14 protein-coding genes are annotated in these 24,692 nt (G+C 34.4%); all 14 read right to left on the reverse strand.

The features are described 5' to 3' along the window. Window positions 1-5 precede the first annotated feature (5 nt). From Q1B05_RS17135 to Q1B05_RS17200, 14 genes are read right to left on the reverse strand one after another with little or no spacing between them, the layout of a single operon-like run. Window positions 6-1,307, reverse strand: a complete 1,302-nt coding sequence (locus Q1B05_RS17135) for an alpha-L-fucosidase (RefSeq protein ID WP_299782405.1) — start codon at window positions 1,305-1,307, stop codon at window positions 6-8. Between the two features lie 25 nt (window positions 1,308-1,332). Next, window positions 1,333-3,666, reverse strand: a complete 2,334-nt coding sequence (locus Q1B05_RS17140; RefSeq protein ID WP_299782407.1) for a GH92 family glycosyl hydrolase — start codon at window positions 3,664-3,666, stop codon at window positions 1,333-1,335. Window positions 3,667-3,691: 25 nt separating this feature from the next. Beyond that, on the reverse strand, window positions 3,692-5,179 hold the full coding sequence (locus Q1B05_RS17145) for an arylsulfatase (protein WP_299782409.1): 1,488 nt from the start codon (window positions 5,177-5,179) through the stop codon (window positions 3,692-3,694). A 5-nt stretch (window positions 5,180-5,184) separates the two neighbouring features. Continuing rightward, window positions 5,185-7,038 (reverse strand): family 20 glycosylhydrolase, encoded by a 1,854-nt coding sequence (locus Q1B05_RS17150; RefSeq protein ID WP_299782410.1) that lies wholly within the window; start codon window positions 7,036-7,038, stop codon window positions 5,185-5,187. Window positions 7,039-7,042: 4 nt separating this feature from the next. Continuing rightward, the gene (locus Q1B05_RS17155) at window positions 7,043-7,831 is read right to left on the reverse strand and encodes an SGNH/GDSL hydrolase family protein (protein ID WP_299782412.1); all 789 of its coding nucleotides are present in this window, start codon (window positions 7,829-7,831) and stop codon (window positions 7,043-7,045) included. A gap of 12 nt (window positions 7,832-7,843) precedes the next feature. Further along, entirely contained in the window at window positions 7,844-9,280 is a 1,437-nt protein-coding gene (locus Q1B05_RS17160; RefSeq protein ID WP_299782414.1) for a hypothetical protein, read from the reverse strand. A gap of 10 nt (window positions 9,281-9,290) precedes the next feature. Further along, window positions 9,291-11,981, reverse strand: a complete 2,691-nt coding sequence (locus tag Q1B05_RS17165) for a glycoside hydrolase family 3 protein (protein ID WP_299782416.1) — start codon at window positions 11,979-11,981, stop codon at window positions 9,291-9,293. Window positions 11,982-12,000: 19 nt separating this feature from the next. After that, window positions 12,001-13,581 carry an arylsulfatase gene (locus tag Q1B05_RS17170; RefSeq protein ID WP_299782418.1) on the reverse strand — a complete coding sequence of 527 codons (1,581 nt, stop codon included), beginning with the start codon at window positions 13,579-13,581 and terminating at the stop codon, window positions 12,001-12,003. Between the two features lie 39 nt (window positions 13,582-13,620). Then, a complete protein-coding gene (locus Q1B05_RS17175) occupies window positions 13,621-14,985 on the reverse strand; it encodes a sulfatase (RefSeq protein ID WP_299782419.1) in 1,365 nt (454 codons plus the stop codon). Window positions 14,986-15,006: 21 nt separating this feature from the next. Next, window positions 15,007-17,343 (reverse strand): glycoside hydrolase family 95 protein, encoded by a 2,337-nt coding sequence (locus tag Q1B05_RS17180; RefSeq protein WP_299782421.1) that lies wholly within the window; start codon window positions 17,341-17,343, stop codon window positions 15,007-15,009. Window positions 17,344-17,365: 22 nt separating this feature from the next. Then, entirely contained in the window at window positions 17,366-19,141 is a 1,776-nt protein-coding gene (locus tag Q1B05_RS17185; protein WP_299782423.1) for an arylsulfatase, read from the reverse strand. Window positions 19,142-19,147: 6 nt separating this feature from the next. Continuing rightward, the gene (locus Q1B05_RS17190) at window positions 19,148-20,479 is read right to left on the reverse strand and encodes a sulfatase (RefSeq protein WP_299782425.1); all 1,332 of its coding nucleotides are present in this window, start codon (window positions 20,477-20,479) and stop codon (window positions 19,148-19,150) included. Window positions 20,480-20,509: 30 nt separating this feature from the next. Next, window positions 20,510-22,093 carry a sulfatase gene (locus Q1B05_RS17195; protein ID WP_299782427.1) on the reverse strand — a complete coding sequence of 528 codons (1,584 nt, stop codon included), beginning with the start codon at window positions 22,091-22,093 and terminating at the stop codon, window positions 20,510-20,512. 11 nt (window positions 22,094-22,104) lie between these two features. Next, complete coding sequence (locus tag Q1B05_RS17200; protein WP_299782430.1) at window positions 22,105-24,690, reverse strand: glycoside hydrolase family 3 C-terminal domain-containing protein; 2,586 nt, start codon at window positions 24,688-24,690, stop codon at window positions 22,105-22,107. Window positions 24,691-24,692: the final 2 nt, after the last annotated feature.

A 24,692-nucleotide genomic window follows, 5' to 3' on the forward strand; every position in this document is an offset into this window, starting at 1 on the left:
CTTTTCTATTTTATTTTAAGTTTAATAATCTCATCAATACTATCTATAGACGTTGTATTTAAATATAAAAACGTCCCTTCTTTCATTTGTTTAAACTTGATTTTTGTTTTACCATCGAAAGTTGTAGCAGAAGAAATTTTCTCTTTTAATTCAGATATAAAAATATATGGTGTTGCTGGTGCTTCTAAAACATGAACATATAACATTTTATCCTTTTTAGTAATGGTTCCCCATTCTTGAGCTGCTGTTACATTTCCTCTAGTACCATAAATACTTTCACCATACTTTGTTGTCCATGCTCCAATCTCTCCTAAAGTATCTACAAATTCTGGTTGAATTTTACCGTTTGGCATTGGTCCTACATTAAGCAATAAGTTTCCGTTTTTACCTGCTGCATTGACTAAAAAGTGGATTAATTTTTCTGTACTCTTAAATTTTTTGTCATAGATACTATATCCCCATTTTCCTGCCATAGTCGCACAAGATTCTAATGGTAATTGACTTACATGAACGCCATCACTATAACCTCCATGATTTTCTCCTGGTAAATCACGTTCAAAAGTTTGAATATCGTCACCTGCTATGGGCTGAATATGGTGATTATTTGCAATTAATGTACTCGGACTTAACTCATGGATTAGTGAATAAATCTCGTCATAATGCCAATTTGCTTCTTTTTGATCCCAATGTCCATCAAACCAAATGCAACCTATTTCTCCATAGTTAGTCAATAATTCTGTAAGTTGTGCTTTCATAAAGTCTACATACTTTTGCCAAGCTTCTGCATCTCCTTTTTTACCATTTTTATAATCATCGCGTCTCCAATCTAATAATGAGTAATAGAAATTTAATTTAAGACCTTCCTTCTTACAAGCTGCTGCTAATTCCTTTAAAGGATCTTTTCCGTAAGGCGATGCATCAACAATATTAAAATCACTTGCATCAGTATCGAACATACTAAAACTGTCGTGATGACGCGTAGTGATCGTAATGTATTTCATCCCTGCATCTTTAGCTAACTTCACCCATTCTTCAGCATTAAATTCTTGAGGATTAAAAAAATCTGCTAAACGCTCATAATTATCTGCTTTTATTTTCTTTAACAACATTACCCATTCGCCATCTGCCAAGACACTGTAAACTCCCCAGTGAATAAACATACCAAATTTCATATCTTGAAACTCTTTACGCGCTTCTAAGTTACCTGCTGTAGGTGTATAATCTGGCATTGGAAAATCGTAATGCTTTTGTGCTTTAACCGCTGTGAACATAAAGCTCATTACTACTAGAAAAAATATCTTTTTCATCTTTTAATATTATTTTTTTGGTTGATTATTTAACTTTTGGTTCTGGCCCCATTTCCATTTCTAGACGACCTCCTTTTGTAATTTCTTGATGCGTAATATAAAATCGATCTAATGGTTGCCCATTTAATGTAATAGATTGTATGTATATATTTGTTTCTGAATTATTATGAGCTATAATCTCGAAGGTTTTCCCAGAGTAATACTCACTATCCAGTTGAATTTTAATATCGCTAAAAACCGGACTTGTTATTTGATATTTATTATCCCCTGGATTAATAGGATGAATTCCGATAGATGCTAAAACATACCAAGCAGACATTTGTCCAACATCTTCATTACCACACAATCCATAAGCATCTGTACCGTATGCATTAGCACATATTTTACGTGTGTATTTCTGTGTTAAATGAGGCACACCTGCTTCGTTTAACATAAATGGTACATGATGTACAGGCTCGTTTGGATGGTTATAATAATTATTCCAAAGGAAATCTTCTGGCGTGTTCTCGAAGAAAGAAACTAATTCATTTTTAAAGGCTTCTTCCCCTCCCATCAATGTTTTTAAACCATCAATATCATGTGGCACAAACCAGCCTTGTTGGTACGGATTACTTTCTATACATCCTTGTCCGTGAACCGTTTTTCCTTTCCATTCTAACCAAGTTCCAGTGCTATCTTTCGCTCTAAACCAATTTACATCATCGTTCCAGATATTCTTATAGTTTTTACTTTTCTTAAAATATACATCTGCGATAGAATCTTTTCCTAAGGATTTAGCAAAGGTGGATAAAGCCCAATCTGAATATGCATATTCTAAAGTTTTAGAAATATGTTTATGAAAATATCCTAACTCGCCATTTCCTGTATTATTGACCGTGTTTAAAGAATATTGAAATGCTTTTTCTACATTATAATTACGAATTCCTTTTTGATAAGCATCGTTTATAACAGATACAGCAGGATTCCCCAACATGACACCAGAATACGAGTTTAGCATTTCCCACCGTGGTAAATATGCTCTTCCACTTAATTCTGCCATTTGTAAAAGTGAATTGATTTCATCATTTACTAAAGACGGATTAATAATGGTTTGTAGAGGAAATTGAGAACGAAACACATCCCAACCGCTAAAAATGGTACGGTATGTAAAGTTGTTTGTTTGGTGGACTTTTTTATCTGCTCCCATGTAGTTTCCGTTGATATCTGAAAACGCACGAGGATCTATTAATGTATGATAAAGTGATGTATAAAAAATCGTTTTCTCGTCATCTGTTCCGCCTTCAACAGAAATATTTGAGATAGCCTTACTCCAACTTTCTCGAGCTTCCTGTCTAGTTTTATCAAAATCCCAATGATTAATATCATGCTCTAAATTCTCTTTAGCACCAGCAACACTTACAAATGAAATTCCGCTTTTTAACAAAACCTCCTCACCTGCTTTAGTCTCAAAATTGGTATAAAAACCTAAGTGCTTTCCTTGCATTTCAGTTTTATAGGTATAACGTTTCGCGTTTTTCACCGAATCTTGATAATTCTCTCGACGAATAAATCTCATTTTTCTTGGGACATCCGGTGTATCTGCACTCCAGATACCGTAATCTTTTAACGGTTTACTAAACTGACAATAGAAATACACCACATAATCTGCATTACCAGCTCCAGCCCCCCAGCCACCACCTTCTGGCGGACATTTCATCCAACCTTCAATGGTATTTTCGTTCACTATTTTTATATATTGTTCTGTAGATGTACCACCAACTCTACGTGATAAATCAATCTGAACACGAGAACTATCACTTTCTGGATATGTAAAACGAATAATTCCTGCTCTTGGCGCAGAGGTTAATTCCGTTTTTACATTATAATCGTCTAAAGTCACCGCATAATATCCAGCTTCTGTCGTTTCTGTATCATGAGAAAAACGAGATCGATATCCACTCTCTGGTTTATCAGGTACACCTCTATTGGTTTGCAATTTTCCAACTGTTGGTGTTACTAAAAAGTTTCCTAAATCTCCAAACCAGCCAATTCCACTCATGTGGGTAAAACTAAATCCTTCAATAGTTGGGTGTGCATAAGAATACCCAGGCCCATTATCACCTCCAGTAAATGTATCTGGACTTAATTGTACCAATCCAAAAGGTGTAGCAGCTCCAGGAAAAGTCTTTCCAAATCCATGTGCGTCTTTAGATTTCTCACCATAGGTAATAGCTCCAATTATAGGATTTATATAATCTACGGCCTCTTTTCCAATTTTAACACGGTCTTGTTTTTGTATTGAAGTCGAACAAGACACGGCAACTAAAACACTTAATATTAAGCAGAAATAAGCTGATATTTTCAATTTTTCAATTCTCATAAATACATGGTATGCTTTTAAAAATTTAATGTGCCGACTTCTTTATTGTTTTACCTTTTTTATACATATCTACAGTAACATCATTTTGTTGTAATGCCCCAGATGTTGTTCTTCCGTTTTCAATAATTTCTTTTAACTGCGCAGTCATTTTTTTAACAAGCTTCGGATGTTTGTCATATACATTAGTCGTTTCTTGTGCATCCGTTTTCATATTATATAACTGAATATCTGGATAATTTTCATCGATAGCTTTATTATCTGTAGGATTACTCCATCCTCCTGAACCTGGTGTTAATTCTAATTTCCATTTTTTATTACGAAGAGAGAATTTTCCATTTATAGAATGATGTACAACAACATTATAATCTGTCTTTGCCTTTTTATTCTCTAACATTGGCAAAATACTATACGAATCTACACCAGAATTATCATCTAAATTTAAACCGGCAACTGCTGCACAAGTTGCCATTAAACTCGTTTGGCATATTAATTTATCGTTTATAGAATTAGCTTCAATTTCTCCAGGCCATCTTACCATAAAAGGAATACGGTGTCCGCCTTCCCAAATATCAGATTTATAACCTCTAAAATTTGCACTTGGATAATGACCAAATTCCTTCTCTAATTTCCCTGCTTTTGCAACAGGAGCTGAGCAACCATTATCACTAGTAAAGAACACTAGAGTATTATCTGCAATTCCATTTTTTTCTAAAGCATCAAGTACACGACCAACAACATCATCGGTTTCCATAACAAAATCTGCATAAGCTCCCATACCACTTTTTCCTTGCCAAGCTTTAGAAGGCACAACAGGACTGTGTGGAGAATTCAATGCTAAATACATAAAGAATGGTTCTTCTGTTTTAGATGCCTTAGCAATGTAATCTTCAGCATGATCTCCTAAGAACTGTAGCATTTGTATTGGAGGCATTTTATCGACAACTTTATCATCTTTAATAACCGTTTGCATTACTCGCGAATGATGAAAACCAATATAAGAATCGAAACCACGTGATATTGGTCCGTTAGGCACTGTAGATCCAATAGCTGGGCCTATAACTTTCTTACCATTATAAACAGGAACAGGTTCTCCTTCATCATCTACAAACTTAAAACCAAGATGCCACTTCCCAATTGCAGCTGTTTTATACCCTGCCTTCTTAAGTAATTTTGGAACCGTCATTAAATCTTCTGCAATTAAAGGTTCTAATTCGTCTCCACTTGCCAAAACACCATGTTGTAATCTTGATCGCCAAGAATAACGCCCCGTTAAAATCGCATATCGTGATGGCGTACACACAGCAGAAGCGGAATGCGCATCTGTAAACGTCATGGCTTCTTTAGCAAAAGCATCTATCTTTGGTGTTAAAATTTTTCCTTTTTCTGGATTTAAAACTTGAACGTCTCCATATCCTAAATCATCACAAATGATATATAGAATATTTGGTTTTTGTTGTGCTGATGCATAAGTCGTAATCAGTATAAATAATACTATTAATTTTGAGATTTTCATATTTATTATTTTAATCTTACTTCAGTGATTTCTCCAAGTAAATCGCCTGTTTTATTAAACAAACCTGCTTTTAAAAGTGATTTTGGTGTAGCTTTAAAATTACCTTCATATTTATTAGAATCTATAGTTGGATCGCTTCCATCTAGTGTGTAATAAATAGTATATCCAACGGCTTCTGTTTCTAAATATACAATCGCTTTACTATGCAATTGATCGATTCCAAATACAGGATATACTGTAAATAAACTTTTAGCAACATTCACATTGTCGCGTTCTAATCTTTTAAAATGCGACGTTTCTAATGCATACTGAAAACGTTCCCAACTCTTAACTTTTGGATCACTCCATGATACTTCTGCACTTGCTAAAGTTCTAGGATATAACATGTATTCAAAATGAGATTCCGTTGGTGTAAACTCACCCCATAAACTGGCTTGGTTCCCTAAAACTCTAGCCGCTTCTTCTTCAGTTAATTCCGACGGTACAGGCTCATGGTTATAGACTACAGATAATGGCAAAACCGAGTTTGGACCTTCTGGTTCCATAGATGTCGGCCCTTGCACTCTACTGATATAAGAATGTAAATAAGACGTCATAATTGTTGGATAACCTGCTCGTGGTGCTTGTACTTCAGGTGTATATTTACCTCTACGCCATGCCATAATAGTTGCCCCAGGAACGCCATTTCCACTTAAAACCTCATCCCAACCAATCATGGTCTTGTTTTGTTTTTCTACAATTTTATGAATGCGCTGTATAAAGTAACTTTGAAGTTCTTCGTAATCTTCTAATCCGTTTTCGTCCATGAGTTGCTTGCACATGGCACTCTTTTTCCAATCTTTTTTACTACACTCATCTCCTCCGATATGTAAATATTTAGAAGGAAATAACGCGGCTATTTCTTCAATAACATCTTCTAAAAATTCATAAGTATATTCACTAGCAGGACACACGGTATTATTAGGTGCTTTTCCTCCTACTGCGACTTCAAAACTAACATTAGTAGTATCAATATCTGAACAAAATAATTCTGGGTACGAAGCTACTAAAGCTTTACTATGACCGGGAACATCTATTTCTGGAATAATTTCTACATTTCTAGTTTTAGCAAATGCAATAATTTCTCGAATATCATCTTGGGTATAAAAACCTCCTACTGTTTTAGGTTCGTCGGCCGTTGCAGCTTCTCTACTCCACCATGCAATGCCATCACGCTTTGCTCTCCAAGCTCCTTTTTCTGTTAGTTTAGGATATTTTTTTATTTCTATTCTCCAACCTTGGTCGTCGGTTAAATGCAGATGAAAAATATTTATTTTATAAGCCGATAAAACATCTATCTGTTTCATCACAAATTCTTTCGTTTGAAAATGACGAGATACATCTAACAAAACACCGCGCCAATGAAATCTTGGGTTATCTGTAATCAACATATTCGGGACAACCGTTGTTCCTTTTATGCCAACAGGTATAGCTTGTCTTAGGCTTTGAAAACCATTAAACAGACCCGCATAATCTTTAGCTTTTATAACAACCTTTTTATCTGTAATCTCTAAAATATAACCTTCGCTATCAATCGAAGCATCTTTTACTTTTTGAAAAACAATGTAATTTGAACTTACTCTTACTTTTCCTTTATTTATAGATAAGTTTAAATCTATATCTTGTTTTAATTTTGAAGCTACAATAGACTGTAAATCGGTATAATTTTTTGAAGGAATATATACTTTTGTTTCATTATTTAATTGAAATCCGCCCGTATTAAAAACAACAGATTCCGGTTGCGGTATGAAAGTATTTTCCTGAGCTTCCCCTGTAATAGAGCAAAGAAATATTGATATAACAATTAAGATTTTATTCATATAATTATAAATTTTCAGCAATAATTTTTGAGACAAGCTTACCTTGTTCTGTTTTTCCCAATTCGTTATAATGAACATTATGTGGTTTTATATGCCATTCTGATGCATTTGGTTTTGTAAAACCATACAAATCGTTAATTTGAATAGACGGATAGTTAGCCAAAACTTCTAATGCTGCTTTGTTGTATTTTACACTATCTCCTGTAATCCTTCCGTCGGCACCTTCTTGCGGAACCGCAGTTGTCGTAGCAAAAATTAATTTAGCTTTTGGGTATTCTGTTTGTAGATACTTACAAATCTTATCTAGATTAGATTTATATACAGCAATACTACTCACTTGTTTTCCGTTTACCTTATCTAGTTTACCATTTTTCAAGTATTTTAAATCGTGTAACCCAACATTAAAATGAATCACATCCCAAGTAAAATCCCAACCACCTTTTAAATAGGGCTGAAACATGGTTTCTTTTAGTTTTTCCATTTTAGGAATAAACGTATCGCTAGAACCTCCATTATTAAAAATCCTGAAAACATTAGCCTCGCCTTGTAATTCTTGTCTTACTGTTGGCGTATAACCAATAGAAATAGAATCTCCGTAAATTAATACGTTAGGTAATTTTTTATTCGGGTTAACATAACTAAAAGCTTCACCTGTATTTGCTAATTTACTCCAAGCATCTCTAGATATCTCTTCATTATACGTACTACCAAAAACACGAGTTCCTCCACAAGATGTTGCGCCAATATATAAAGTTGTTGCTCCTAAATACTTGATAAAATGTCTTCTATTCATTTTTAGATACTTTTATAAACTAACAGTTAAAGTGTTAAATGATTTGGCATCAAGTGACGCCTTTACAGTCTTTCCTTTTATATTAAATTGAAATTCTTGAGCTTCCTCTGCAACATTATACGCTAGAATAACAACTTCATTTTTTACTTTATTATAAAAAATAATAGCATTATCGTCATCTCCAACTGTTGCTAATTTCACAGAACCTGGTGTAACAAACGCACTTAAATGTTTCATTAAATAAAACTCAGGATTATAAGTAATCACTTTAGTTTTACTATCAATAGAAATCATAGAATTTTGTTTCCAACCCCATTGACTTTTTCCTGTTTCATCTAAAACCATATTCCAGTACATGTATGAATTTGCACCATTATTAAAATAATGTTTCATTAAATCGAATGTATGTTCTGCTGCTTTCCAATCGTTAGAACCATCTCCACATTCTGTTTCCGTTTGCATCAATTGCATCTCTGGGTATTCTGCATGAACAGCTTCGATAGCACCTTTTCCTGCCCATTGAAAACCAACACCTGCGACATAATTTTTAGTGTTTTTATATTCTAAAACATCTTCAACACGTTCAACTTGAGGACGCTCGACAGTTCCTAACCAAATTTCTGTATCTAATTGATCTGCTTCAAATTTCGGACCTAAATACTCTGCGATAAAAATTCCTAAATCTTGAGGTTTCCATACGCACGATGGGAAGTTTTGAGCTGAGTTATATTCATTCTGAACATGAACTGCACTAATATTAATCCCTTCATCTGCATAAGCTTTAACAAATTTTGAAAAGTATAATGCATAAGCTTCAAAGTATTCTGGTTCTGTAATAAAACGAGATACTAATTCCTCTGTAGAACTCCATGCTTCAGGTAAATCATTAAATTCAGGATTTGCTTTGCAAGCATAATGTTTGCTGTGTTTCATCCAAGATGGCGGACACCATGGCGACGCCCAAACAGCTATATCTGGATTTATTTTCTGTGCTTCTTTTATGTATGGCACTAAACGTTGTTTATCACGATCTATAGAAAAGTTTTCCATAGCAAAATCGCCTTCCGTTTCGTTATGGCTATACCAATCTACAGCATAATCGTTTGCTCCTATTGGCATTCTAAACAGATTAAACTTACAACCTGAATCTTGACTAATTAGATCGTTTAAAATTTGTTGTTGTTCTTCTGGTGTTACCATCGCTAAAGCATCCCAGCCTAACTCATTAAAACAACCTCCAAAACCTGTAATTTCCTGTTCTTGAGCTTCTGTATCAATATTAATTACAACATCTGAGGTTCTGTCTTCTGCGCTTTGATTGTATGTTTTAGTATTCCAAACGGCATTTTCTGTACTACTAACCCAAGCCACTGCTAACTCTTTTTCTTCTTCTTTACAAGAAGAAAGTGTTACTAAAGCGATTAATACAAGTGCTTTTAAATTTCTCATTATACTTTGCTTATTTTACAGTTAAAATTTCTCTTAAACGAATATCTTTTGAAGATGCTCCAATCATGATTCTGAAATCACCAGCTTCTACTAATCGTTTTAAATCTTTATCTAACATAGACAATTCATTTGGACCTAACTCAAACGTTACTTTTTGAGACGCTCCCCCTTTTAAATTTATACGTGTAAAGCCTTTTAATTCTTTAATCGGACGAGACACTGAAGCCAACTCATCACGGATATATAATTGTACAACTTCATCTCCTGCAACAGAACCGGTATTTTTAACAGTACAAGTAACCTGAACCGTTTCTGTTGGAGCTATATTATTTTTACTGAATTCTAAGTTAGAATACTCAAAAGACGTATAACTTAAACCATAACCAAAAGGAAATAAGGGTTGACCTGTTAAATTGTGATAATTATCACCTCGACCAGTTGGTTTATTGTTGTAATATAATGGACATTGTGCCTCATCTACTGGGAATGTGATTGGTAAACGTCCTGCAGGATTTTCGTCTCCGAAAAGAATATCGGCAAAACCATTTCCGCCATTTTCACCAGCATACCAAGCCATGATAATTCCATCTACATCATTAATCCAATTTGCCATAGTAATTGCGCTACCACCAACTAAAACTACAACGGTAGGTTTTCCTGTTGCTGCTACTGCTTTAATTAATGCTTCTTGATGACCAGGTAAAGCTAATAATGCACGGTCTCTAAATTCTCCTTCATGAATACCTGCAAATACAACAGCAACATCACTTTTTTCTGCGACAGCAACTGCATCTGCAATTTCTTGTTTCCATGCATCATGAATATCTGCATCCCAAACTAATTTGAATTTTGCATTTCCAGCAGACTCATAAAATTCAATTTTCACATCATACTCTTTTCCTTTTTCAAAAGAAAATTCTTTTAAAATAGTATTGTATGATTGTTTTTGCCAATTATCAATTAATAGTTTACCATCTAAATACATGCGGTAACCATCGTTACCTTCTATACCAACATTAAATACGCCCGTTTTAGTTGCTTTTATTTTACCTGTCCAGCGTACAGAAAACCAATCGTAAGCTAAATCTTCATGCGGAGAAAATAGTGTCCAACCAAAATTCACTCTTTTATCAATACGTTCCACTTTTGGTGTTCCGCTTAATTTAATATTATCAAAATAATCACCTTTTAAACCTTCTACTTTTTTACCATCACTTATAGTAGATAAATTAGCAGATGCTATTGGCTTATATTTTACTTCTGTTAATGCAACACCTTCAGCATAATTAATGTTTTCTTCTCCAATTTTATTAGCAACACCATCATACATAGAAACCAAATTATTTCCTGGTCCACTATAACCTCCTAAACGCACTGTTTTAACATCGTGACCAATAAGTGCTACTTTTTTAGTAGTTTTTTTAACAGGCAACGTGTTATTTTTATTCTTTAATAACACCATTGATTTCGAAGCTGCTTTTTTAGCCAATTCACGGTGTGATTTATGTCCGTTCCATACTGCAGCTTCTTTAGCATCTACATAAGGATTTTCAAATAAACCTAACTCGAATTTAGCTGTCAAGATTCTGCTTACAGCTTCATCAATCGCTTTAATATCGACCATACCATTTTCGTAAGCTTCCCAAAATAAAGGATAGTGATTGTAGTTGGTTTGGAACATAACATCTAAACCAGCTTCAACAGCATCTTCAGTAGCTTCTGCATAATTAGCGGCTGTAAAATGTAAAACATTCGCACCTCCTGTAGCACCAGCATCAGAAATCACATAACCATTAAAACCCCATTCTTCTTTAAGTTTTGTACGTAATAACCATTCGTTAGATGTACATGGTGTGCCGTCTAATGAATTATAAGATGTCATAACCGAACGTGCACCTGCTTCCTTAAAAACAGCTTTAAATGCTGGAAAATAAATTTCTTCTAACAAACGCTCGTTAAAACTAATAGGATAACTATCGCGACCACCAGCACCAACATTAGCCACAAAGTGTTTTGGTGTTGTAATAACGCCTTCTTTTTCGAATTGACTGATAAATGAGACTCCCATTCTAGAAGTTAAATACGGATCTTCTCCATAGGTTTCTTCTACACGTCCCCAACGTACATCGCGAGCAATGTTTAATACAGGAGAAAGAATTTGTCGAATACCTCTTGTTTTAGTTTCTTTAGTAATAGCACTTGCAACTTCCCCCACTAAATCGGTATCCCAAGTAGATGCTAAAGCAATAGCTTGCGGAAAAGTTGTTGCTCCATCACGAGCTAAACCGTGTAATGCTTCGTTAAATGGGATAATAGGAATACCTAAACGTGTTTCTTCTAAGAAGTACTTTTGAAGGGCATTAATTTCATTAGCCATATTGGCTGCAGTTCCCGTAGAACCATAGTCCATAATTTGCTCTGCAGCATTATCATTTAATCCTTTTGATGAAATTTGAAACCCAAAAATACCGTGCTTCAATTTATCTTTTCCTATTTTTAAATCTCCAGGAATCATAAACATTTGCCAGAATTTTTCTTCTAAAGTCATTCTGCTTAACAAATCGCTTACACGTTCTTCTACTGATAATTTAGGATTTTTATAAGGTGGATCTTTTTTAGCGGAAAATGCTAGCGATACTGTTAAGACTCCTCCTAAACATACTAATATTAAAACCGTTTTGATGTTACTAATTCTCTTCATCTATATTTTAATTAAACTACTATTGGTTTTGTTTTAAATCTTCTAATTGCGACCAAGATACTCCGGGATCATTCATAAGTTTTTTTCCTACTGTACTTCTACCATCGTTAATGATTTTAAGTAAATCTGTACGATACTCTTTAATTATTTCCGAATGATTGCCTTCTAAGTTATGTTCCTCTGCAATATCATTTTTCAAATTATAAAGCTGCACCTTAGGCAAGCTATCGTATATTTCTTTTTTAATATTTTTATTTGGAAAACTCCACCCTCCAGAACCTGGAGCAAATATGACTTTATAATCGCCTTTTCTATAAGCAAAATTTCCATGAACAGAATGATGTACTACACTTGTTCTTTTTGGTAAGTTGCTTTTTAAATTGGTTGCAGAAAGATGACTGTAACTATCTTCGGCCACAGTTTCAGGATAAGTCACTCCTAAAAGATCGGCTACAGTTGCAAAAAAATCTGTTGTACAAACTAATTGCTCTGACGTTCCTGCTTCAATATGTCCTTCCCAATTAATAATATATGGCACACGATGTCCGCCTTCAAAAATATCGGCTTTTGTCCCTCTAAACATATAACTCGGATCATGCCCTTTAGATAATAATTGTTTATAATTTGCGGATGGAGAACACCCGTTATCGCTTGTAAATACGATTAAAGTATTTTCTGTAATTCCGTTTTTTTCTAAAGCTTTGGAAACTTCACCAACAACCCAATCTACCATTAAAACAAAATCACCATAAGGATTATCTAATTTACTTTTTCCTTGAAATTCCGCTGTAGGAAGAATTGGTGTATGTGGTGCTGGTAAAGGCATGTAAACAAAAAATGGTTTGTCCTTATTAGCATTCGTATTAATATAATTTACGGTACGTTCTGTAATTTCAGGAAGTGCTTTTTCGTGATTAAAATCATCTGACGTTAAGCCTGTTCTCCATGTACCTTGTTTAGTTTTCCCCTTCGTTATATGTGTTGGCACCATAGTTGGCATACCATTTTCTACCCATACATAAGGCGGCATATCTAAAGATCCGCAAAAGCCAAAACTATAATCGAAACCATGTGTATTCGGTCCATTCTTAATCGGCTTCGTAAAATCTACTTCTGGTCTTGCTTTTAGCTTATCGATGTCTATTGAATCTGTATTCTGCAAAGCCCAATCCCAGCCCATATGCCATTTGCCGATAAAAGCTGTTTGGTAACCATTGTTTTTTAAAAACTTAGCAACCGTAGTGGTCTCCTTTTTTATTAAAGATTTAGAATATCCGCTTAAAACTCCTTGTTTTAGCGAAGTTCTCCAATTATAACGCCCAGTTAAAATGCCATACCGCGTTGGTGTGCAAACGGCAGAACTTGTATGTGCATCTGTAAAAGCAACGCCACTGTTTGCCAATCGATCTATATTTGGTGTTTGTATTTTAGAATATTCATTAAAAGAAGAAACATCTCCATATCCCAAATCATCAGTTAAAATATAAATAATATTAGGTTTTGAGACATTAGCCTCCTTGACTTTATCTTCTTCTTTACAAGAAAACAGAATCACTGTGAGCATTGTTAATATTAATATAATTACCGATCGACTAGACATACTCCTTATTTTTAATTTTTAAACATCCTTTTGTTTTGATTAATGCAAATTCGCTTTTAAATCTGCATCAAAATCAATCATCATTTTTTGTAATTTTTTTACAATTTTCGGATTCTGAGATGCGACGTTATTACTTTCTGAAATATCTTCTTTCAAATTAAATAAGGTTACCCCTTCTTCTTCTGTAATACGTAATTTCCAATTCCCTTTTCTAACGGCTTGGAGTTCATTTTTTAAATAATAAAAGAAACCCTCTTTTTCATGAGGAGACTTCGCTTTATTTACTCCTGAAAGTAAAGGCCAAATATTTTTTCCATCCATAGGTTTATTTGACATTTCTGCTCCAGTTATATGCGCTATGGTTGGTAACAAATCTATTGTTGAGGCCACTTTATTGGTCACTAACCCTTCTTTAATTGTTCCTTTCCATTGTGCTATCATTGGAACACGCATGCCACCTTCTAAAGTTTGAGATTTAAAGCCTCTTAATGGTAATGCACTTCCGCCCTGTTCATCTTCTAAATCCCAAGGACCATTATCTGAAGTAAACACAACTAATGTATTTTTATCTAACCCTAGAGATTCTAATGTTTTTAAAATAGTTCCCATACTCCAATCTATTTCCTCAACAGCATCACCATATAGACCTCGAGCACTTTTTCCTTTAAATTTAGGGGAAGCATATAAAGGCACATGTGGCATAGTTTGCGCTAAGTATAAAAAGAATGGCTGGTCTTTATTTTCTGTTATAAACTCTACTGCTTTTTCTGTATATCTTTGCGTTATTGATGATTGATCTACAGGATATTCTATAACCTCATCTTGCAGTAATAAAGGTACACGTCTTCCTCTCCATTTTTTCTCACGAAGACTATCGATGGTCATCTCTTCTCTAAAAACGATATCATGAGAAACTTTTGATTTTGGATTAACCGACATATCATTACTAAACGGAATACCATAATAAGAATCGAAACCTTGAGACGTTGGTAAATATTGCTCTTCATCTCCCAAATGCCATTTTCCAATACATGCCGTAGCATAGCCTTCTGCTTTAAGCATATCTGCAATAGTCATTTCTTTATTAGATAAACCTCCTGGCAAATTTGGCCAAAACACATCAGGCACTCCAACTCGTGGTGGATAAGATCCAGTAAGTAAAGCCGCTCTAGATGGAGAACATACTGATGATGCTGCATAAAAATCTGTAAACGTTACACCCTCAGCAGCCATTTTATCTAGGTATGGTGTTTTTATTAATGGCGAACCAAAAACACCAACATCCTGATACCCCTGATCGTCTGTAAAAAAGATGATAACGTTGGGTTTAGGTTGTTTCTCTTGTGCAAATACATTAAGATTACAACTCAAAAACACGATTATGATACCGACTATAAACTTCATAAATGCTATACTTTTAACTTCTTACTTTTTATTTAAAGCATCATCAAACGTATACGTTTGTCCTGCTTCTGTTTCAAATTCTATCGTTTTATCCCCGTAAACCAACTTACATGATTTACCTTTTTTAGAGGTTACTGTAACTGTTTTTAAAGCTGAATTTTCCCATTCAAATGACAACTCAAAACCTCCTCGGGCAACAATACCAGATACTTTACCTTCTGGCAATGCACTTGGTAACGCTGGTAATACTTCTATATATCCTAAATGACTTTGTAGAATCATTTCTAAAATACCTGAAGCTCCACCAAAATTTCCATCAATTTGAAATGGTGGATGTGCATCAAAAAGATTTAAATACGATCCGCCACCTTCTTTTCCGTTTGGTTTTACCGCAGGACTTAATAGTTTATGTAATAATTTATAGGCATGATCTCCATCTTTAAAACGTGACCAAAAATTAATTTTCCATGCTAAACTCCAACCGGTACCATTATCTCCTCTATATTCTAATGATTGCTTTGCTGCTTTCATTAAATCTGGAGTGTCTTGGTAATTTATTTCATTTCCTGGGTGAACGGCCCAAAGGTGAGATACGTGTCTGTGATGACTTTCTGGATTATCTTTATCTTCCATCCATTCTTGTAACTGACCATGTTTACCAATTTTATTCGGTGCGATTTTAGCAATCATAGGTTCTAAGCTCGATGTGAATTTCTGATCTGTATTTAAAATTTTTGAAGCTTCAATAGTAGTTCTAAACAAAGCTCTTATTAATTGATGATCCATAGTTGGTCCTGCAACTAAACCACCTATTTCTGGAGAATTTGAAGGCGTACTTATTAAATAGCCTGTGTTTGGATCTTTATATAAAAACTGAGAATAAAACAACGCTGCATTTCGCATAAGCGGATAACGTTTTTCTAAAAATGCTTTATCTTGAGTAAACAAATAATGTTCCCAAATGTGTGATGATAACCAAGCGGCACCACCTAACCAAATACCATGATGCGATGCATTTACCGGAGCAGCACCACGCCAAATGTCTACATTATGATGAACAATCCACCCATCTGCATTATAATGTACTTTAGCCACTTTGGCACCTGTAATAGAAAGATCTTCAATTAAATCGAATAAAGGTTCGTGGCATTCACTTAAATTATACGTTTCTACCGGCCAATAATTCATTTCTAAATTAATATTGGTGGTATAACTACTAAACCATGGCGGCGTTAATTTATCATTCCAAATTCCTTGTAATGTTGCTGGTTTTGTACCTGGACGACTACTAGATATGGTTAAATAACGTGCATAAGCTACATACAGTGCCACCAATTGTGGATCGTTTGGCGTAATACTAAAATCTAAAATTCTTTGATCTGTAGGGTTTTCAGATTTACCATTATCTCCAAAACTTAATTCAAAACGATTATACAACGCTTGATAGTCTGAAATATGTTTTGACTTAACATCCTGATAATCTAAGTATTCTATTTTCGCTAACGTTTCTGGAACTATTTTTTCTGGTTGTCCTGAAACATCTTTATAATCGATATAATTTGTAGCTGCAGTTAAATATACAGTTGCAGTAGAAGCTTCTGTAATTTGAAGTTTACCATTGGCATTAGAGATGTGACCGTCAGTTTTAATTTTTAAAGTTGAAATTCCTCTTAATACCCCTTCTTTTACTTTTACAACTAAAGTTTGAGAGTTTCCTGAGGTTAAAACTGATTTATCTTCATGAATCGCATCTAACCATAAGTCGAATTCTAAAACTTTTTCTTTGCTAGCTGTTAAGTTTACAGCAATAATTTGATCTGGAAAACTAGATAATACTTCACGTTTATACCGAACATCATTTACCGAATACGTTACAGTAGTTATCGCTGTATTTAAATCTAACTCGCGTTTATAATTTGTGAAATTATCATGATTTTCAAAATCGATATACACATCTCCAAAAGGTTGATAATGAATTTGTTTTATGGGATCGCTCATAAAATGATCTTGAGCCATTTTTTGAGCTTCTAATTGCTTGCCTGTTGCTAATAAGGTTCTAATTTCATCTAAATATACACTAGCACCTTCATGAGCATAATCATGAGGTTGCCCACGCCAAAGTGTTTCTTCGTTAAACTGAATGTGTTCTTGAGAGACTCCTCCAAAAACCATAGCGCCTAAGCTCCCGTTACCAATTGGTAAAGCATCTGTCCATTTTTCAGCAGCTTTTGTATACTGTAATTTACAGTCTTCTTTCTGCTGTACCTCTTCCGCCTTGGGTTTTGCACAAAACGTTAAAGTCAGACATAAAGCTAGAAATAGAAACTTTTTAATAGTGATGTATTTTTTTATTTTCATGTTATTAACCATGTGGGTTATGTTATGCTTTAATTTCTATATAAAATGGATATGTAAATTTTAACACCCCATCTTCCTTTAAAAACACCTTCGGTAATATAGTTAATGGTCCTTTTTTTAATTCTATAGCATTAAAACTGAATTGTGAATGTCCATTTGCTTCAATTGGTAGGGTTAGTGACGTATCACCTAAAACCAACTCCAATTGACCTGTTGTTTCTATTGGCCGATCAAAATGAACAATAATATCAAAAGATTTGGTTTCGTTTATAATAACATCCCAATACATAAGTTCGTTGTTAAATCCTTCTTTTTTTATAAAAAGTGCTTCGTTTTGATTAAGCATAACCGGGTTTTCATGAACTGTACCAATAATTGGTTTTGGTGCGTTAACAATATGTTCTGAACTTTCCATAGTGTTTAACCACGAATCCATTTCAATTTTTAATTCTTCAACTAAAGCTTTATTATTTTCTGAAATATCGTTTTGTTCATAAGGATCTTCAGTTAAATTAAAAAGCTGAAACTTATCATTATTGTCTTCATCTTTACCAACTCCAACAAGCTTCATGTTTCCTTTTCTGGTTGATACATTTCGGTATCTTACCGGAGCTGTTCTTGCCCAATAACGATTAATAATACGCTCTGGTAAAACCGCTTCTTTTTTAGTTAATAAGGGTAATAAACTTTCGCCTTCAATATTTAAATTTTCTGGCATTTTTGAGTTTGTAAACTCGACTAACGTTGGTAATATATCATAGTGTGCAGCAGGTGTCTTAACATCTCGAGCTTCTTTAAAAGCCTCTGGGTAATACCAAAAACTTGGCACTCTTACACCGCCTTGAAACACAGAGCCTTTTTTACCTCGCATGCCAGCAACATATCTTGGATGTTGTGGCCCATTATCGGTCATGAATATAATTAAGGTATTTTCTTCTAAACCTAAATCGTCCAATTTCTTGAAAAACAGCCTCAAATTATCGTCTATATTAGTGATCATACCGTATACTTTTCTAGCATTTTCTCTGCTGTGTTCTGTAACGTTAGGATATGGCTTATCTTGATCAATTAATCCTTGATCTGGATCTATATCCTTATACATATCGTAATACTTCTGTGGTAGTTGTAACGGCCCATGTGGCGCATTGTAAGACAAATACAAGAAGAACGGCTCGTCTTTATGGTCTTCAACATAATCTATTGCAGCTTCAGTTAACACATTAGTGCAATACCCTTGAGTTTGTACTTGTTTTCCGTTTTTCCAAAGAATTGGATTAAAATAACTACTATCTTTTTTTAAAGTATTTGGCCAATCTCCATACTGACCAATTCCGCCTGATAAATGATTTAATGTAAAATCGAAACCTTGATCTTGTGGGCGCATAGGATAATTATCTCCTAAATGCCATTTCCCAATCATTCCAGTGCTATAACCTGCATCTTTAAGTATTTCGGCAATGGTAACTTCAGAGCTTGCCATCATTGCACCTCCTCTGTAAGTATCATGAACCCCTGTAGTCATTGAATATTTTCCGGTCATGATTGCAGATCGGGTTGGTGCACATACTGGATTAACCGAAAAATCGACGAACCGTACACTCTTACTAGCTAAACTATCTAAAACAGGTGTTTTTATATTCGGATTTCCATAAAAACCTAAATCTCCAAAACCTTGATCGTCTGTAACTATTAAAATAACATTTGGTTTAGTTATAGACGTTTCTATTTTTTTATTTTGAGCACAGTTGCAAAAAACAAAAAATAGAACTAAAATGGTTATGTGTTTTAGATCATTCATATTTAATTAATTTTTTGAAGTTGCATACACATCATCGGACCAAGTTTCTAATTTCTTCAACATGGTTTTAACCAATTCAGGATGTTCGCTAGCTACATTATTATTTTCACTTATATCTGTTTTTAAATTGAACAGTAAAGGTTCTGCATTTTTTTTAGGAAGCATCAGTTTCCAATCGCCTTGACGTATCACTTTTCGTCCTACATATCCCCAAAACACTTCTCTTTGTGGTAAAGCTTCACCTTTAAGCAGATTATCTTTTAAACTCACACCATCTAAATTTTCAGATTGTTTAGCACCTACAAAATCCATTATTGTAGGAAATAAATCCATGGTTAAAATCGTTTCGTTATTGATTTGATTGGGTTTAATTGTACCTGGATACCGAGCTATTGCAGAGACACGATGACCACCTTCCCATAAGGTCGATTTATAACCTTTTAAACTGCCATTGCTTCCTACTTTTTTAGACGCTCCGTTATCTGAACAAAAGAAAACAAGTGTTTTTTTATCAATTTTAAGTTCTTTTAGTGTTTTTAAAACTTCACCTACCCCCTCATCCATAACTTCAACCATTTCTTTATAAATGCTGTTAAGTTCTTCTTCAGATAAATTATTTTTTTGTTTGGATCCGTTTTTCCAACCTACAGTACGTTCTGCTTTAGACATACGACCTTGAAATGGACCGTGAGGTGCTTCATGCGGAATATATAGTAGAAACGGTTCGTCTTTGTGACGCTTAATAAAATCTACAGAATGTTCGGTGATTAAGTCTGTTGAATATCCTTTTTCATTTTGTTTTGTATCACCATTCCACCAATCTTCATAGCCTTCTTGATCGATGTGTGAATGATAATCTACATTACCAGAAACATAACCGATATACTCATCAAAACCTTGATTAATGGGATTGAATGTTTTTTGATATCCAACGTGCCATTTCCCAAACATACCCGTAACATAACCTTCACCTTTTATAGCCTCAGCGAATGTTACTTCTGCTGTTGCTAAACCTTTATCACGATCGTGTTTTGCTGTGACTACACCATCAATACCTACACGCTGTTGGTATTTACCAGTTAAAATAGCCGCACGTGTTGGACTACAGACAGGTCCGTTAGAATGAAAATCTGTAAACTTAATCCCTTCTGCCGCCATTTTATCTAAGTTTGGCGTATTGATTAATGTACTGCCATAACATGATAAATCGCCATAGCCCATATCATCAGCCATAATGATAATAATATTGGGTTTGCCTGCTTTTTGAGCCGCACAACTTAATGTACTAACAGTTAAAAAGCTGACACAAAACAGGTATATATTAAATTTTACAATCATATTTAGGCGTTAATTACTTTATTGTTATTATTAATCGTTCCAATGTTTTTCAATAATTTCTAATATTTCTGGATTGTCTAAATCAGTATCTCCCAAGGCTTTTTTCTTGTTTAAAATCTCGACCTTCATCTCTGCAATAATATCTTTGTATTTCGGATCATTATAGGCATTATGCAATTCTTTTGGATCTGCTTGTAAATCGTAAAAATCCCAGAACTGATCTTGTGCAGCGCCTTTAAATCCGTTTCCATAGAAAAAAGCAAGTTTATAACGTTGTCCTCTAATTCCGAAATGTCCTGGTCTATCTTTAGAGTGATCCCAATAGCGGTAATACCCATAATCTCTCCAATCGCTTGGTGTATTTCCTTTTAAATTTTCACGAAAACTACGTCCTTGCATATCTGATGGATACTCTATACCTGCGTAATCGGCGAATAATGCTGAAAAATCCACATTTTCTATAAGATCTTTATTTCTTGAACCCGCTATAACTTCCTTAGGATAACGAATAACAAATGGCATGTGGATAGATTCTTCAAAGATTAAACGCTTATCAAACCAACCATGTTCTCCTAAAAAGTATCCTTGATCTGCAGTATAGATAACCACCGTATTTTCGGCTAATCCAGATTTTTCAAGATAATCTAAAAGTTTTCCAATATTATCATCTACACCAGCACCAGAACGCATAAAATCTTTTATCATTTTCTGGTAGGTTTTAAATCTTGCTTCTTCGTTAGTTAAACCCTCTACAGAAAAAGGTAACCCTGGGTAATTCATAAAATCTTTACGCAACTCAGGATGTGCTGTGGCATCTAAATATCGTTGTTTTAGATTATCCATAGATTGCCCTAAAAAGGAACGTCCGGTTGTTGAAGCGCTACTGTCGTAAAACGATTCTGGGGCAGGAATTTCTTGGTCTTTGTACAGATTTGCAAAACGCTCAGGATAATCGTAAGGTTCATGCGTCGCTTTAAAATGACACATGGCCATAAACGGTTTGTCTTTGTCACGATTCTCAATCCAATCAATGGTCATATTTGCAATAATATCTGTGCTATATCCTTGATATTGCTTACCACCTTCGTAATAATCTTTCCAATTATCGGCTGTTTTTATTATTGGATTATGGTATTCTCCTTGACCAGGAAGTACAGCATAATGATTGAAACCTGCTGGTTCTTGTTTTAAGTGCCATTTTCCGATTATAGACGTTTGGTATCCGCCTTTTTGCATTTCTTTAGCAATATTATTGTATTCTGGAGATAGACCAGCATCGAGAATTTTTACACCATTTTTATGACTGTATTGTCCTGTTAAAATGGTAGCTCTACTCGGAGTACAAATAGAATTTGACACTAAACAATTTTCTAAAACAGCACCTTCTTCTGCCAAACGAGCGATATTAGGAGCATGTACATAATTTTCTAAAATACCTCCATAAATACCCCAAGCTTGTGCTGTATGGTCATCAGACATGATAAACAAAATATTAGGGCGCTCTTGTTTAAACTCTGATTTTGGGATTATAATTTCCTTAGGTTTGTCCTTACAGTTTGTAAACGACGCAATAGCAACTAAGAATAATGCACCTATTTTAAATACGTTTTTCATTTTAAAATTATTTATTTTGTCACGTTAAGTGTTATAGTTTCAAACTTATTTGACGCAGGTCCTATTCCAATTTTAAACAGTCCTGGCTCAACAACTTTTTTTCGTAATTTGGTATCAAAGAATGCTAGATCTTCTGGAGTGATTTTAAAAGTTACTGTTGTAGATTTTCCTGGTCTTAATGATATTCTTTGGATCCCTCTTAGACTTTTTAAAGGACGTTTTACAGTACTTTCTACATCTTTAATATATAATTGAACCACTTCTTCACCTTCTCGTTTGCCCACATTGGTCACTTTAACAGATACTGTTGTTGTTTCTGTTGTAACGATTTTTTCTTTAGATAATTTTAGATTGTCGTATTTAAAATTGGTGTAGCTTAATCCGTAACCAAATGGATATAATGCATCGCCTTCAAAATATCTATACGTTCGTCCTTTCATGCTATAATTAACAAAAGGAGATAATTCTTTAACTGATTTGTAGAATGTAACTGGTAATCGTCCTGACGGATTATAATCTCCAAACAGTACATTGGCAATCGCAGTACCACCAAGTTCTCCAGGATACCAAGCTTCAAGAATGGCTGATAAATTATCGTTTTCCCAGTTTACTGCCAAAGCACTACCATTTAACAATACTAAAACCACTGGTGTGCCTGTAGCATGTAAGGCTTTAATTAATTCTTTTTGTACTGCTGGCAATTCGATATCTGTTTTATCTCCGCCATCAAAACCTTGCGTATTCACTGGCATTTGTTCACCTTCTACACCTGGAGAGATTCCTCCAACAAAAACAACGACTTCCGATTTTTTAGCCAACTCAATAGCTTTTTCAAAAGATGTTTTATCTGGTGAAGACCACAAGAATTTTAATTTAGCAGGATAACCTTCGTGAAAATATTGAATTTTAACTTGATACAATTTTCCTTTTTCTAAATACGTAGTTTCTTTTACTATTCCTCTTTTTAGTTCTTTTGTATTATTAATTATTAAAGTATCATCGATAGCTAAGGTATAACCTCTATTACTTTGTAACCCTAATTCATAATTTCCAGAAATCTCGACTTTAATTGTACCCGTATATTCAACAGCAAATTCAGCTTCGTTTAAACCTGTTATCGGGTTAGAGTTCCAATTTGAATTAATAACATTCTCAATTCTTGTTACTACAGGAAATCCAGTAAAGTCATGATTATTATAATATTTAGCTTGTACCCCCTTTTCATTATCAAAGCTTAACACGTCTGCAGGAATTAAAGACATGGTTGGTTTCTTAGAAATTAATTCTGTTCCAGCTTCGTAATATACTTTTGTGTTTTTAGACACTTTGCTTTTAATACCATCTAAAGGTGTAAAATATTGAGATGGGAATCCGTTATAGTTTCCTAAAAGCACTTCTAAATCGTTTGCATTAGGCCCAATAATAGCAATAGATTTTAAATCTTTTTTTAGCGGTAAAATTCCATTTTCATTCTTTAATAAAACCATAGATTTTTGAGCCGTTTCTAAAGCTAAAGCTCTATGAGAATCTGAGCTTACTACGCTCATAGGTATGCTAGAATATGGCACCATATAGGCAGGATCAAACATCCCTAGTTTAAAACGCGCTTTAAAAATTCGTTTTAAAGACACATCAATTTCATCTTCATTGATTAAACCTGCTTTAACCGCACTTATTAAATACTCATAGCGCGAACCACAATTTAAATCTGTACCAGCCAAAACAGCAACAGCTGCGGCTTCTTCTTTAGAATCTACATAGTTATGATAATCGTGAATGTCTCGAATAGCATTACAATCTGACACTACAAAACCTTCAAACCCCCAATCTTTACGTAAAATCTCATCTAACAACTGGTGACTAGCACAACATGGTTTTCCCATATATCTGTTATAAGCCGCCATTAAAGAATACGCTTGACCTTCTACAATTGTAGCCTCAAAAGCTGGCAGATACGTATCGTATAAATCGTGTTCTGTGGTTGTTGCATCAAAAAAATGTCTTTCAGGTTCTGGGCCACTATGTACTGCAAAATGTTTTGGAGTAGCTACTAGTTTTAAATATTTATCATCGTCACCTTGTAAACCTTTTACAAAATTCACACCCATTCTAGAAGTTAAATATGGATCTTCTCCGTAAGTTTCTTGTCCGCGTCCCCAACGTGGATCACGAAAAATATTAACGTTTGGTGTCCAATAGGTTAAACCTTCATAACGTTTGTATGATTGATTACGCTGTGCTTCATGATGTTTTGCACGAGCTTCATCTGAAATAACAACAGCATCATTATAAATTAATGCTTCATCAAAAGTTGCAGCTAAACCTATAGCTTGTGGAAATACCGTGGCTTTACCTGCTCGGGCAACACCATGTAAACATTCGTTCCAGTACTCATGAGCAAGAATTTTTAATCTTGGAATTGCTGGTGCATCATTCATCATTTGTCCAACTTTTTCTTCCAAGGTCATTCTTGATACTAAATCGTCTACACGATCATCGAAAGATAATGATGGGTTTAAATATGGTACGTTTTCTTGTGCAAGACAAAAAAAACATTGCAGCGATACAAAACAGATTAAAATAAGATTCTTTTTCATGA

Source organism: uncultured Formosa sp. (assembly GCF_947500765.1).
Classification (GTDB): domain Bacteria; phylum Bacteroidota; class Bacteroidia; order Flavobacteriales; family Flavobacteriaceae; genus Formosa.

Bases quoted from the DNA above. Each gene is read 5' to 3' on its own strand.
- Q1B05_RS17160 (WP_299782414.1), bottom strand. From the start codon at position 9,280: ATGAGAAATTTAAAAGCACTTGTATTAATCGCTTTAGTAACACTTTCT.
- Q1B05_RS17140 (WP_299782407.1), bottom strand. From the start codon at position 3,666: ATGAGAATTGAAAAATTGAAAATATCAGCTTATTTCTGCTTAATATTA.
- Q1B05_RS17135 (WP_299782405.1), bottom strand. From the start codon at position 1,307: ATGAAAAAGATATTTTTTCTAGTAGTAATGAGCTTTATGTTCACAGCG.
- Q1B05_RS17190 (WP_299782425.1), bottom strand. From the start codon at position 20,479: ATGATTGTAAAATTTAATATATACCTGTTTTGTGTCAGCTTTTTAACT.
- Q1B05_RS17145 (WP_299782409.1), bottom strand. From the start codon at position 5,179: ATGAAAATCTCAAAATTAATAGTATTATTTATACTGATTACGACTTAT.
- Q1B05_RS17170 (WP_299782418.1), bottom strand. From the start codon at position 13,581: ATGTCTAGTCGATCGGTAATTATATTAATATTAACAATGCTCACAGTG.
- Q1B05_RS17180 (WP_299782421.1), bottom strand. From the start codon at position 17,343: ATGAAAATAAAAAAATACATCACTATTAAAAAGTTTCTATTTCTAGCT.
- Q1B05_RS17185 (WP_299782423.1), bottom strand. From the start codon at position 19,141: ATGAATGATCTAAAACACATAACCATTTTAGTTCTATTTTTTGTTTTT.
- Q1B05_RS17195 (WP_299782427.1), bottom strand. From the start codon at position 22,093: ATGAAAAACGTATTTAAAATAGGTGCATTATTCTTAGTTGCTATTGCG.
- Q1B05_RS17165 (WP_299782416.1), bottom strand. From the start codon at position 11,981: ATGAAGAGAATTAGTAACATCAAAACGGTTTTAATATTAGTATGTTTA.
- Q1B05_RS17200 (WP_299782430.1), bottom strand. From the start codon at position 24,690: ATGAAAAAGAATCTTATTTTAATCTGTTTTGTATCGCTGCAATGTTTT.
- Q1B05_RS17155 (WP_299782412.1), bottom strand. From the start codon at position 7,831: ATGAATAGAAGACATTTTATCAAGTATTTAGGAGCAACAACTTTATAT.
- Q1B05_RS17150 (WP_299782410.1), bottom strand. From the start codon at position 7,038: ATGAATAAAATCTTAATTGTTATATCAATATTTCTTTGCTCTATTACA.
- Q1B05_RS17175 (WP_299782419.1), bottom strand. From the start codon at position 14,985: ATGAAGTTTATAGTCGGTATCATAATCGTGTTTTTGAGTTGTAATCTT.